Source organism: Vibrio wakamikoensis, assembly GCF_050337275.1.
Taxonomy (GTDB): Bacteria; Pseudomonadota; Gammaproteobacteria; order Enterobacterales; family Vibrionaceae; genus Vibrio; species Vibrio chaetopteri.
This window is the reverse complement of sequence record NZ_JAKJST010000013.1, coordinates 76,640-89,123: the sequence shown is the minus strand read 5'-3', so window position 1 is coordinate 89,123 and position 12,484 is coordinate 76,640. Positions and strand designations below refer to the sequence as shown.

At 45.9% G+C, this 12,484-nt stretch carries 11 protein-coding genes; 4 read left to right on the top strand and 7 right to left on the bottom strand.

The annotated features are described in order from the left end of the window. Positions 1 to 28 precede the first annotated feature (28 nt). The 4 genes from L4C42_RS03500 (at position 29) to L4C42_RS03485 (ending at position 4,072) form a co-directional block, all read left to right on the top strand. Positions 29 to 937: a LysR family transcriptional regulator gene (locus tag L4C42_RS03500; RefSeq protein WP_418642139.1), complete on the top strand. Its 909-nt coding sequence runs from the start codon at positions 29 to 31 to the stop codon at positions 935 to 937. A gap of 226 nt (positions 938 to 1,163) precedes the next feature. Beyond that, on the top strand, positions 1,164 to 2,150 hold the full coding sequence (locus L4C42_RS03495; protein ID WP_429759351.1) for a putative oxygenase MesX: 987 nt from the start codon (positions 1,164 to 1,166) through the stop codon (positions 2,148 to 2,150). 43 nt (positions 2,151 to 2,193) lie between these two features. Further along, positions 2,194 to 3,204, top strand: coding sequence for a methionine synthase (locus L4C42_RS03490; protein ID WP_353498706.1), 1,011 nt, complete (start codon positions 2,194 to 2,196; stop codon positions 3,202 to 3,204). A 55-nt stretch (positions 3,205 to 3,259) separates the two neighbouring features. Next, positions 3,260 to 4,072, top strand: a complete 813-nt coding sequence (locus L4C42_RS03485; RefSeq protein ID WP_353496439.1) for a sulfite exporter TauE/SafE family protein — start codon at positions 3,260 to 3,262, stop codon at positions 4,070 to 4,072. A 74-nt stretch (positions 4,073 to 4,146) separates the two neighbouring features. Here the strand turns inward: L4C42_RS03485 and dkgB are convergent, their stop codons facing one another. From dkgB to L4C42_RS03450, 7 genes are all read right to left on the bottom strand, one after another. After that, a complete protein-coding gene (gene dkgB, locus L4C42_RS03480) occupies positions 4,147 to 4,953 on the bottom strand; it encodes a 2,5-didehydrogluconate reductase DkgB (RefSeq protein WP_429759349.1) in 807 nt (268 codons plus the stop codon). 152 nt (positions 4,954 to 5,105) lie between these two features. Then, a complete protein-coding gene (locus L4C42_RS03475) occupies positions 5,106 to 5,465 on the bottom strand; it encodes a hypothetical protein (protein ID WP_429759347.1) in 360 nt (119 codons plus the stop codon). Positions 5,466 to 5,696: 231 nt separating this feature from the next. Then, positions 5,697 to 7,145 carry a decarboxylating NADP(+)-dependent phosphogluconate dehydrogenase gene (gnd, locus tag L4C42_RS03470; RefSeq protein ID WP_353498707.1) on the bottom strand — a complete coding sequence of 483 codons (1,449 nt, stop codon included), beginning with the start codon at positions 7,143 to 7,145 and terminating at the stop codon, positions 5,697 to 5,699. A 95-nt stretch (positions 7,146 to 7,240) separates the two neighbouring features. Further along, positions 7,241 to 8,743 carry a glucose-6-phosphate dehydrogenase gene (zwf, locus tag L4C42_RS03465; protein WP_353496442.1) on the bottom strand — a complete coding sequence of 501 codons (1,503 nt, stop codon included), beginning with the start codon at positions 8,741 to 8,743 and terminating at the stop codon, positions 7,241 to 7,243. 160 nt (positions 8,744 to 8,903) lie between these two features. Next, entirely contained in the window at positions 8,904 to 9,905 is a 1,002-nt protein-coding gene (locus L4C42_RS03460; RefSeq protein WP_353496443.1) for a LacI family DNA-binding transcriptional regulator, read from the bottom strand. A 190-nt stretch (positions 9,906 to 10,095) separates the two neighbouring features. Beyond that, positions 10,096 to 11,199, bottom strand: a complete 1,104-nt coding sequence (locus L4C42_RS03455; protein WP_429759344.1) for a porin — start codon at positions 11,197 to 11,199, stop codon at positions 10,096 to 10,098. Positions 11,200 to 11,345: 146 nt separating this feature from the next. Beyond that, a complete protein-coding gene (locus tag L4C42_RS03450; protein ID WP_353496445.1) occupies positions 11,346 to 12,362 on the bottom strand; it encodes a nuclear transport factor 2 family protein in 1,017 nt (338 codons plus the stop codon). Positions 12,363 to 12,484 lie beyond the last annotated feature (122 nt).

The window sequence follows — 12,484 nt, the reverse complement described above, 5'->3', positions numbered from 1 at the left end:
AATCGATTACTTTTATTCATAATAAAATATGCTAGAACGTATTCATCTTAAAATTATTCATGCCGTCCATCAGCACGGCTCACTGACTTCCGCTGCAAAAGAACTCTGTGTCACACAGTCCGCATTAAGTCATACAATGCGTAAACTGGAAGCCAATCTCGGGACAGAAGTTTGGGTACGTGATGGGAGAAGCCTAAGACTGACCCAAGCCGGCCAATACCTCCTCAACATTGCCAATCGCGCACTTCCTCTCTTAGTAAGTGCTGAAGAACGACTCAAACAAATCGCTTTGGGCGAACGAGGCACATTGAGGATTGGTATGGAGTGCCACCCCTGCTATCAGTGGCTTCTCAAAGTAGTATCGCCTTTCTTAGAGACGTGGTCAGACGTAGATGTCGATGTCATACAGAAATTCCAATTCGGTGGCGTTGGCGCGTTATTGGATTATGAAATTGACCTTCTGGTAATTCCGGATCCGTACTACAAGTCTGGCCTAGTTTTTGAACCCGTATTTGATTACGAACAAGTGCTTGTTGTGCCCACTGATCACGCGTTAACTTCCCTTCCGTATGCGACAGCTGAAGATCTTCGTGACCAAGTATTATTTACCTACCCAGTCGAAAAAGATCGCCTTGATGTTTACGCTCAGTTCCTTAACCCGGCTCAAGTTGTCCCGAAACAACACAAAACCGTTGAAACCACCGATATCATGTTGCAAATGGTTGCATTTGGGCGCGGTGTAGCGGCACTACCACGCTGGCTCGCAGAAGAGTATTGCAAAAAACTGCCATTGTCGGTTGTTCGCTTAGGGGAAAATGGTATCGCCAAACAGATTTATCTAGGTCGTCGTGAAGGCGACAGCAACATCGACTACCTTACTGCCTTCATAAAAACGGCGCGCAGTTATAACCATCCGACGGGCAAAATTGATAAATAAGTTAATACCCATCGTCTACCACTAATCCCTCTCAATGGCGCACATTAAAGTGTTCTAACACGTTAAGGTGCGCCATTTTGCTAACTGGTCACCACTACCCGCGACAATCCATGAGCAACACTCATGGATTAATAAAATTAAATCAATATTCATCATAGTTAATTCAACCTAGTATTGACCTAAGACATTTTCCCAAGCTTTTATCAACTTTGGGTATTAGGCAATTATGAGTAGCGTTTTCATTTATTCCATTCAATCTGTTCGATTTGATGAACACTATTCACCATCGAGCAATACACGTCTTACGACAAACTTTGCTAACTTGGCTCGCGGGGAAGCTCGCCAAGAAAACCTTCGTAAAGCAATCAACATGATTAATAACTGTTTCAACAGTCTGGCACATTGGGACAACCCAAATAAAAACCATTATTCCGATGAGCTTGATATTGTGCACGTCGATATTGACGTTGAGGGTAATGGTGAAACCTTTCCCACTATCGAGGTGTTAACAACCTACATTGTCGATAACCATACGAATAAACGCATTGAAGGTATTGTGGGGAATAACTTTTCTTCCTACATCCGTGACTACGATTTCAGTGTGGTATTGCGCAACCACAACCAAGGTCAAGATCACTTTTCTGTACCCGCTAATTATGGTGAATTACACGGCAAAATGTTCCAAGACTTTATAAGCTCCAACGCTTACAAAGAAAACTTCAGTAAGCCCCCCGTGATTTGTTTGAGTGTATCAGACAACAAAACCTATCATCGCACGAGTAATCAACATCCTGTTCTTGGTGTTGAGTACAAGCCCAATGAGTCTTTATTGACAGAGCAATACTTCAAAACAATGGGCATGGATGTGCGCTATTTCATGCCGCCAAACAGTGTCGCTCCGTATGCGTTCTTCTTCTTTGGTGATTTGTTGAATGACTACAGCACGCTCGAATTGATCAGCACGCTGAGCACCATGGAAACCTTCCAGAAAATATATCGCCCAGAGATCTATAACTCAAATGCCGTTGCGGGCGAAGTGTACAAGCCGAGCCTTAAAAACCTAGATTGCTCCTTAACACAAGTGGTTTACGACCGAGGGGAACCTAATCGCCTAGCTGTTGAACAAGGTAAGTGGTGTGAAGAGCACTATATTCAAAGGCACCAACTGACTCTAGAAAAATGGGTGGCCAACTTTGCTGAGCCTGCACTCTAACTTTATGGTATAGAAAGAATTGATGATGAAATAACTATTCCCAATCTCAACCGCCGGAAGCCTACCAAAACCAACTTGGTTGGCTGAACCTGAAACACTTTGGTCACCTTGGAAGTTAGAGGGAGACGAGCTGATTACCGGTAAACAAGATGCGCTGCGCGTCACACTCCAAGAGCAAGAAACATCAGGTATTGATATCGTCAGCGATGGCGAACAAAGCCGCCAGCACTTCGTCACCACCTTTATTGAAAATTTGAGTGGTGTTGATTTTGAAAACAAGAAAACAGTGAGAATCCGTCACCGATACGATGCCAGTGTGCCTGGCGTTGTCGGCTCCGTGAGCCGCCAAAAGCCGGTCTTTGTAGACGATGCCAAGTTTTTGCGCACACAGACAGATCAACCGATAAAGTGGGCTTTACCTGGGCCGATGACAATGGTGGACACACTTTATGATGATTATTACCAAGATCGTAGAACGCTTGCTTTTGAGTTTGCCAAAGCGCTAAACGAAGAGGCCAAAGAGCTGGAAGCCGCTGGCGTTAATATAATTCAGTTTGATGAGCCGGCTTTTAATGTCTTTCTCGATGAGGTTAATGATTGGGGCATACAAGCACTAGAAAAAGCCTGTGAAGGCTTAAAATGCGAAACTGCGGTTCACATCTGCTTTGGCTATGGAATCAAAGCCAACACTGATTGGAAAAAAACACTAGGCACAGAATGGCGCCACTATGAAAGAACATTTCCAGCGCTCCAAAAATCGACTATCGATATTATCTCTTTAGAGTGTCATAACGGTCGAGTGCCATTTGAAGTCCTTGAACTCCTAAAAGGCAAAAAAGTGATGGTCGGTGCCATTGATGTGGCCACGAATAACATTGAAACGCCCGAAGAAGTCGCGGCAACGATTCGCGAAGCGCTAAAGTATGTTGATGCCGATAAGCTATTGCCTTGCACCAACTGTGGCATGGCGCCTCTTTCAAGAGATGTGGCAAGAAACAAGCTACAGGCTTTAGCAGCTGGTGCTGAAATAGTCCTAAAAGAGCTCTGCGCTTAACATCTCGTTTGTTGGTTTTTATTTGTAATCATTTTAACGTTATCGATTTTTGAATATGATTGAGTTTCTAAGCAACAATATTTCAACACTTATAGCTCTAATTGCAACGGGCGCATTTGCAGGCGTCTTAGCGGGATTGTTAGGGGTGGGCGGAGGCATCGTTATCGTACCCGTCTTGTTCTTCATTTTTCAGAGTTTTGGTGTATCGCCAGAATCCGCGATGGTCGTGGCAACAGCGACCTCTTTGGCCACGATTATTCCAACTTCAATCAGTTCTATCCGCTCCCACAAGCGAAAAGACAATGTCGACTTCGATCTTTTAAAGCACTGGGCGATGTTTATTTTTATTGGGGTTTTGGCTGGAAGCTGGCTGGTAACGCGCATGAACGGCACGTGGCTTGGCGCAATAGCAAGCATGTCTGCTCTTAATATGCTATTTCGAACGGGTAAGTCAGCGATGTTTCAATCATTACCCGGTAAAGGCGGACAAGTGGCTATGGGCACTTCTGTCGGCTTTTTTAGCTCAATGGTTGGCATCGGTGGTGGCACTATATCCGTTCCGCTTCTGACACTTTACAATTACCCCGCTCACAAAGCCGTTGGCACAGCAGCTGCTATCGGATTAATTATTTCTCTACCTGGCGCTGTCACTATGCTTATTTTAGGTCAATCACCTGCCGACGCCCCGGTAGGGACATTTGGTCTTGTCAACCTATTGGCGTTCCTATGCATTGTGCCTCTGACAGTCTTGTTTGCACCCATAGGGGCTTCTCTAGCCTCGAAACTGGACGCGAATAAGCTCAAAAAAGTGTTTGCTGTCGTACTGCTAATTACCGGAGTACGTATGCTAGTGCAATTGCTTTTGTAGGTACGGCGGTCATAAAAAACGTCAGGCAAATACCTGACGTTTTTCTTTCATCCTTCGCAGCTAACTCACCAAATCTAGTCCCAATCTGGTGCGAAATCTGGGTTTGCCAAACGATGACCTCGATCGAGATGGGCAATGGTCTCCATATCTTCATCGGTTAGCATCACATCCACGTAGCCAAGATTGCTCTCGATGTTAGCCTTCTTAGTCGATGATGGAATGGTCACGAAGCCCGATTTCGCCATCCACGCTAACACAACTTGTGCAGGTGTCGACTGATGTTTCTCTGCAATGTGTTTAATTGAGCCGTCCTTCAGTACGTCACCGTATGCAAATGGCATATAGCCGGTTACGATGAGACGGTGCTGCTGACAAAAATCGACAACCTGACGGTTCTGCAGATAAGGGTGAACCTCAACTTGGTTGGTGTAGAGAACGCCCTCGCCTAAAATAGCAATCGCCTGCTGCATTTGCACGACGGTAAAGTTAGATACGCCAATATGACGAGCAAGACCCGTATCCTGCGCGTGTTTAAGTTCCTGTAGATACTCTTCCATTGGGACTGCATCGTCTTTTAGAGGCCAGTGGATCAATAGCAAATCAACCTGCTCTAGCTGCAAGTCTTTTAGACTCTCATCAAGGCTTGGAATGAAAGACGCTTTCCCCAGCTTGTCCATCCAGATTTTGGTGGTGACATACAGCTCTTCACGCGCAATACCCGAATCCGCAATAGCCTGACCTACTTCTTTTTCGTTACCGTAGATCTGCGCGGTATCAATGTGACGATATCCCGCCTCTAACGCCATTTTTACCGAATTGTAGGCATCCTCGCCTTTCAAACGAAATGTACCAGCACCAAGCGTTGGAATTGAAAGGGACATGATTTCTCCTTAGTTTTGATTGTTATCCATTCAGTCTACCAAGTTGCCGGATGACAATTTATTACCAAAGTCACAAATGTCTTTTGTCTTATTTGCAAAAGTCCCTCTTACTTAATCTCATACTGTAAATGAGAGAAGTACTGATAAAAGGCCTACAGGCTTAGCTGATGCGTTTCAGCAATCAACTCATTTTGATAACGCCGTGAATCCCCATTATCACTTGAAAACTTAAGTAATACCCGCGTGATCCCATTGCAATAGTGAACTAATGCGCTGTCTGCACCTTGTTGATGAGTATCTGTATATCGATAGTAAATATCCTTGTCGCTCGCCTGCTTTGACAATCGCTCTAAGATCGAGTGGTTATCTAGTTTTGGCCCAAAGTAAGCAACACTTGGCTTACCATCTAGAGGTGGAAGCTCAATAAGGTCAACGTCCGTAAGTTGTGGAGCCTGCGTCACTATGTCAAATAACGCAGCGTCAGCAGAGAGAATATTGAGATATGAGCTCATGGCGTTTCCTTCTTAAGTAGTCCTTTTGATAACTGTCCAATGTTATCTATGAAAGTCGTTCCATTATGACAGACGGTCACCTTTGTCGTGCGTTAGAAGGTATCTTATTTTCGAATAGGTCTCGCAGTGATGCGAGAACACTGTGACCTGCTTCTGTTTCTTGCCATTGGACGAAAAAAAGCCTCGCTAAATAGCGAGGCTTAATATTCGTTGTTCTAGATGTCGAACGGATTACACGTCGTAAGTTGTAGACGCTGTATCGCCGCCTGTACCAGTCCAGTTAGTGTGGAAGAACTCACCACGTGGACGGTCAGTACGCTCGTAAGTGTGAGCACCGAAGTAGTCACGTTGAGCTTGAAGCAAGTTCGCTGGCAAACGCGCTGTTGTGTAGCCGTCTAGGAAAGACAGTGCCGAAATCGTACATGGCATTGGAATGCCTGCTTCTAGAGATTTCGCTGCTACTTTACGCCATGCCGCTAGGCTGCCTTTCAGGATGTTTTTGAAGTACTCATCAGAACCTAGGAACGCGATATCTGGGTTCGCTTCGTATGCATCACGGATGTTACCTAGGAACGCGCTGCGGATGATACAACCACCACGCCACATTAGTGCTACGTTACCGTAGTTTAGATCCCAACCATTCTCGTTTGACGCTTCACGCATTAGCATGAAACCTTGAGCGTAAGAGATGATCTTTGATGCTAGTAGTGCTTGACGAAGTGCATCAACCCACTCTTGCTTGTCACCTTCTACTGGTGTGATTGTCTTACCGAATAGAGACTCAGCTTCAACGCGTTGGTCTTTAAGAGCAGACAGACAGCGAGAGAAAACAGACTCAGAGATAAGCGTTAGTGGAATACCTAGGTCTAGTGCGTTGATACCTGTCCATTTACCTGTGCCTTTTTGGCCGGCAGTATCAAGGATTTTCTCTACTAGTGGCTCACCGTCTTCATCTTTGTAACCAAGGATGTCAGCCGTGATTTCTACTAAGTAGCTGTCTAGTTCTGTCTTGTTCCAATCTGCGAATACAGCCTGCATTTCGTCAGCAGACATGCCTAGACCATCTTTCATGAACTGGTACGCTTCAGTGATCAGCTGCATGTCACCGTATTCGATGCCGTTGTGTACCATTTTAACGAAGTGACCTGCACCATCGTTACCAACCCAGTCACAGCAAGGCTCACCAGCGTCAGTTTTTGCAGAGATACCTTGGAAGATAGGCTTAACCGCTTCCCAAGCTTCAGCCGCGCCGCCTGGCATGATTGAAGGACCAAAACGAGCGCCTTCTTCACCACCAGAAACACCTGTACCAATGAAGTGAATGCCTTTCTCACGACACTCAGCAACGCGACGGTTCGTATCTGGGTAGTTTGTGTTACCGCCATCAATGATGATGTCGCCTTTGTCTAGTAGGGGTACTAGTGCTTCGATGAACTTATCGACAACGTCACCAGCACGTACCATTAGCATCACTTTACGTGGCGATTCTAGCTTCTCAACTAGCTCTTCTAGTGAGTATGCGCCAACAATGTTGGTACCTTTCGCTGGGCCTTCTAGGAACTCGTCAACTTTTGCAGCAGTACGGTTGTGAGCCACAACTTTAAAGCCATGGTCATTCATGTTTAGGATAAGGTTCTGACCCATTACCGCCAGACCAATTACACCAATATCACCTTTCATCATTCTCTCCATCAATTCGGCAACTTAACTTGCTGCTTTGAAATTTTTGGTCGCGCCAAGTTGTGCAGCTCTCCTAGCGCGACATAATTCTTTGATTACAGTTCGCAGTAATCTGTGTCAGTCAGGTTCTTACAAGGGAAGCGCCATGCGCGACCGTCGTTTTGAAGCAGCTGATCACACTCTTTAGGACCCCAAGTACCACATGCATAGCCAAAGAGCGCTTGTGGATCTTGTTTGAAGTCCAGAATTGGTTGTACAAACTCCCAACATGCCTCAACCGCATCACTTCGAGCGAACAGCGTAGCATCACCATTTAGCGCATCAAGAAGAAGACGTTCGTATGCTGTAAGCATTTGTGTTTCTTGCAATGACGCGTAGTGGAAGTTCATCTTCACTTCTTTGGCATTGAAACCTGCGCCTGGCTCTTTTAAGCCAAAGCTCATTTGAATGCCTTCATCCGGCTGAATACGAATGATCAGTTTGTTTTCTGGCGCATCTTTACCAAACACTGGGTGCGGCGTTTGTTTAAAGTGAATCACAACTTCAGTCACACGTGTTGGCAAACGTTTACCTGTGCGCACATAAAAAGGCACGCCATTCCAACGCCAGTTGTCGATAAACATCTTCAAACCAACGTAGGTTTCCGTACGCGAGTCATCCGCTACGCCATGTTCATCACGATAGCTAGGCAGGAACTGCCCGCGAACGTTTGATTCTGTGTATTGACCCAATACAAGGTTGTTTCGCAAATCGTCATCAGATAGCGGACGCAGACATTGCAGCACTTTAACCACTTCGTTGCGAATCGCGTCAGCATTAATTTGTGCCGGAGATTCCATGCCTACCATTGCTAGTACTTGTAGCAAGTGGTTTTGGAACATATCGCGCACCGCGCCAGAGCCATCGTAATAGCCACCACGCTCTTCAACACCGAGGAATTCCGCGCCAGTGATTTCGACGTAGTCGACATACTGGTGGTTCCAAAGCGGTTCAAACATCGCATTTGAGAAACGCAGAACAAGTAGGTTCTGAACCGTTTCTTTACCAAGGTAGTGGTCGATACGATAGATTTGGTGCTCTTGGAAGTGCTCGTGGATCTCTTTGTCGAGTTTACGTGCAGACGCCAAGTCATAGCCAAATGGCTTTTCGATAATGAGGCGTTTCCAGCCTTGGCTTTCATCATTAAGGCCGTGAGCAGCTAGGCTCGCAGGGATAATGCTGTAAAGGCTTGGCGGCGTCGCCAAATAGAATAGCGTGTTACGTTGTTCAAAACCGTATTGGTTAGCAACGTCATCAAGGCGGGTTGCGAGTTTCGCGTAGTCTTGAGTATCTGAGGTATCAATCGCTTGATAATGAAGATGGTTACAAAATGCTTCGAGCGTTTCTGGCTCGGTCTTTTCCATCTCTTGCAAAGAAGTTTTCAACTTCTCGCGATAAGACTCATCACTGTACTGAGTACGGCTGACACCAAGAATAGCAAATGATTTTGGTAGCTGGTCGCTAGCGTACAAATGGTAAAGAGCAGGGATCAACTTACGGTACGTAAGGTCGCCTGAAGCACCAAAAATCACGATGCTACTGTTTTCAGGTATTACCATCTTTTTTCCTTAGACAATGGGGCAATTGTTTAGCGGACGCAATGTTAACAGCGTGCTAGATAAAAAGAAAATAAGTTTTGCCTATCCAAAGGATAGGCAAATTCACTCGAATGATAAGGTCTGACCACGTCTAGTATAGACGCAGATAAACAAAGCGAGGTTACTTGGTACTATTTCGCTCAATAAAGCGCACCGGCACCATCAAACGCACTAAGCTAGAGTCTTTCTCTTTTATCTGATTTGAAATGATTTTTACCGACTCGCGAGCAAGACGGGCGAAGTCTTGACGGAAGGTAGACAGCTGATAGCTTAGCCATGTTGCTTGAGGAATATCATCAAAGCCAATGACCTGCACATCATTTGGCACATCTAGATTGAACTCAAAACGGGCGATATCCATAAAGGCCATTGCTAAATTGTCAGTTGCACAGAATACGGCTTGAGGCGGCTTCCCAGCGCTCAGCAGTGTGCGGATCTCGTCAAGCGAGCCACTATAGTCATAGTTTGCTTCAATGACTCTCGGTGACTTACCGGTTAACGTTTGAAACTCGTCGCAAAAGCCATTGACGCGCTCTTGGTTCGTAAAAGTCGGTACTTCACCAGTTAAATACACCACATCATTGAGTGCGCTATCAGCAAACTTTTGAGCCGCAATTTGACCTGCCGAGTAGTTATCACTAATCACGTAGCTACTCTTAGTCCCTTCGACCACTCTCGCGTACTGAACGATAGGAATATTAAACTCTTCACACTCTTCATACAGCGCGGTATTGAACGTTGCCGATGCGGCGATCACCCCATCGACACGATACTGGAAAATATTAGGAATCGAATGACTATCACCATCGACTTGCCAGGGTATCAACACCGCTGAGTAGCCCAGCTTTTGCAGTTCACTACTGATAAGCTGTAACGTTTTCATATGGATTGGATAGTCTGCATCGGGGAAAACTAAACCAATCAGCTTGGATTGATTCGTTGTTAAGCTGCGCGCGAAAGCGTTTGGACGGTAGTTCAGCGCTTTAGCTGCTTCAAATACCTTTTGTTTCGTTTTTTCAGATACCGAACTGCCCTCGACAAACACTCGAGAGACCGTAGACTGCGAAACGCCGGCCAATTTAGCGACGTCTTTGGATGTGACCGTTTGTTTTGGGATATTCATTTATAGTAATCATTCACCTAACCGATGGCGCACAATGTATCATAAAAATGGTACGTATGCATAAACAGAAAAGCCTTACATCGTTTAAATGTAAGGCTTTAGCCGTTAACAATAATCTAAAATGGGTTGTACCCATCAACCCGCAACAATTACCTGTTCCCAAATTGCTACAGGTTGAGGGAACACTTCATTAGAAGTAGTAACGAATACCCGCAGAGAATTGGTTGTCGCGGTTATCGTAGTGATCTTGCACATATTGGTCGTTACCTTGATCAAACTGGTATTCTGCCCAAAGAAGGAAGGTATTCTTGGTGAAGTGATACTCTAAGCCAGGAATAACCGTTTGACGCTCATACCCGCTACCATTGTCATCAGTGCTGGCCAAGTAGTTAAGGTTAAGTGTTGGGCGCAGACCATTATCAAAGTGATAGTATGTGTAAAGCTCAGCACCGCGTGAGTCATAGAACTCGGCGTTGTCATTGACTTCCCAGTTTGAACCTTGGCTGTATGTCGCACCAACATAGAAACCACCTAGCGAGTAGTTTGCACCCAACAGCGCGATACGTTGGATGTCACCATCACTGATATTCGATGCATTTTCGATATCCGTGAGCTCATTCTGGTGATAAGCCAGACCAAGCGTCAACCCATTCCCAAATGCATAAGATGTCGACGCTCCTATACCATTTTTCAGCGTAGCGGTTGCGCTGCCAGCAAGTGCCACATCGTTTCGTGTGGTTTGGTAGGTAAAGCCATATTTCCAATCACCACCGACGTTGTTACGGTAAGTGATAGAGTTTTCCGCGCGGCCCGTACCAGAGGCAATACCCCAGTCCGCCAAGTTGTAATAACCCGTACCGCGAGAGCCATACGTACGACCCAAGTCGGTGTACCAAGCTACATCGTAGAATGTACTCCACTGTTTAGTACCAGCGGCAATCTTACCCCACTTCTCGTGTTCTAAACCTGCGTATAGTAGACGGCTATAGATATCATTGGCAGTCGACGAAGAGTTGTAGCCCCACTCTGCATGACCAAAGCCTTGCCACCCGTTATCTAGTTGCTTAACACCTTTAAAGCCGAAACGGGAACTACCACTGTTGAACTCATCACTGCGCGCTTCATAGTCACCTGCGCTGTTATTAAAATCACGCGCTTTGTTTTGGTAACGAACTTCAAAACGGCCATCAATTGTTAAGGTGTCACCATTGTCATTGGTAAAAGTGTGTGCGGCCATCGCAGACGTAGAAGTCAGTGCGGTTAATACAAGTACACTTAATGCAGACTTTTTCATTTGCTTCCTACTTTACAGGCAATAGAAAGCCTCCGTGCCTAACAGCCCGTTAAAAATAATCATCAGGGAATATGATGCCACGTCCTGTGGCATCAGTTGGGAGCTGGCTTGAGGTTGAGAGGACACTCAAGCCGTAGGTTTTGCTTTTATAGAGAAGGGTTAAGGATGCTTGAAGTACGCTCGAACACGTCTAGACCTTGCTGTTTTAGCCAGTAAGGTAGATCGATCAGTACCCAGTTCTCAGATAGCTTGTCGCCATCACGGTAGTAAACGTCCACTACTTGCATGTCCGCACGAACTTCGCCGCCAGTCATACCGAGGAAACCACCGATTGGCGTGTTAGATAGGTTTGGCCAGCCGAAGAAGCAAGAGAAGCTACCCTCTGCGAAACGACATACGTGGCCGTTAAACTTCTTGTCTTTTAGGTTGTTACGGAACGGCAGTTGGTGCTGCTGTTGGTAACGTGGAATCGTGTAAGATGCGCCGATACCACATGGGCCGTACCAGATCATATCTTCAGACCAGCTCTTCGCTAGAACTTCTGGCGGACAACCCATTGCACCGCTATCGTTAAGTGCGGATAGATCATCAACCATCTTGTTCACTAGTGCGAGTGTCGCCACACCCTCTTCTGGTGCTGCATCTTCAAACAGTAGACCGTCGTGATTGCGAGGGCCAGGGTAAGTAAAGTGCTTACCTGTTGACGGTGGAAGTGGGTAGCAGCCTGCTTGATCCATCACACCTAGTAGGTCTAGGAAAAGACCGGTTTTAGTAATTTTGCCGTTCTCTACGCAGTTGAATTCAGCGTAACGGATGTTCATGATTTTGCCTGTTGGACGCATACCTAGGTATTCAGCGTCGAATAGACCCATGAAGTGACCCATGCTCATCACCCAGATCTCGCCAGAGGTGACTTCGTTCTCACCACCGATAAAGATATCTTGGCGACGCTGCATGCGAGTCATAGATTTCATCAAAGGAGCCCAGAAAACGTCAGCCGCTGCTTGTGCACCCTCTTGCTCACGGAACGGGTAAACACCGCGCCATAGGTAATCTTCTGAAGTGTGAGCTTTTAGTACTTCTGCAACATTTTCATGCGTTGCGTTTTCCATTGCGTCGAAGTAGTTACGAACAACGCGTTTTGCTTCTTGATAGTTAGACATAATCATCTCTCTTATTAATGATGAGTCAGTTTCGGAACAGGACTCGTAATATATGTTAGGTGGTCAGCAAGTAATTGCGGTATTGGAGAGCCTCTACCCGCCGACCTTGTTCTTTCCAGCCA

Bases quoted from the DNA above. Each gene is read 5' to 3' on its own strand.
- dkgB (WP_429759349.1), bottom strand. From the start codon at position 4,953: ATGTCCCTTTCAATTCCAACGCTTGGTGCTGGTACATTTCGTTTGAAA.
- L4C42_RS03500 (WP_418642139.1), top strand. From the start codon at position 29: ATGCTAGAACGTATTCATCTTAAAATTATTCATGCCGTCCATCAGCAC.
- L4C42_RS03450 (WP_353496445.1), bottom strand. From the start codon at position 12,362: ATGTCTAACTATCAAGAAGCAAAACGCGTTGTTCGTAACTACTTCGAC.
- L4C42_RS03460 (WP_353496443.1), bottom strand. From the start codon at position 9,905: ATGAATATCCCAAAACAAACGGTCACATCCAAAGACGTCGCTAAATTG.
- L4C42_RS03475 (WP_429759347.1), bottom strand. From the start codon at position 5,465: ATGAGCTCATATCTCAATATTCTCTCTGCTGACGCTGCGTTATTTGAC.
- L4C42_RS03485 (WP_353496439.1), top strand. From the start codon at position 3,260: ATGATTGAGTTTCTAAGCAACAATATTTCAACACTTATAGCTCTAATT.
- L4C42_RS03495 (WP_429759351.1), top strand. From the start codon at position 1,164: ATGAGTAGCGTTTTCATTTATTCCATTCAATCTGTTCGATTTGATGAA.
- L4C42_RS03455 (WP_429759344.1), bottom strand. From the start codon at position 11,199: ATGAAAAAGTCTGCATTAAGTGTACTTGTATTAACCGCACTGACTTCT.
- gnd (WP_353498707.1), bottom strand. From the start codon at position 7,145: ATGAAAGGTGATATTGGTGTAATTGGTCTGGCGGTAATGGGTCAGAAC.
- zwf (WP_353496442.1), bottom strand. From the start codon at position 8,743: ATGGTAATACCTGAAAACAGTAGCATCGTGATTTTTGGTGCTTCAGGC.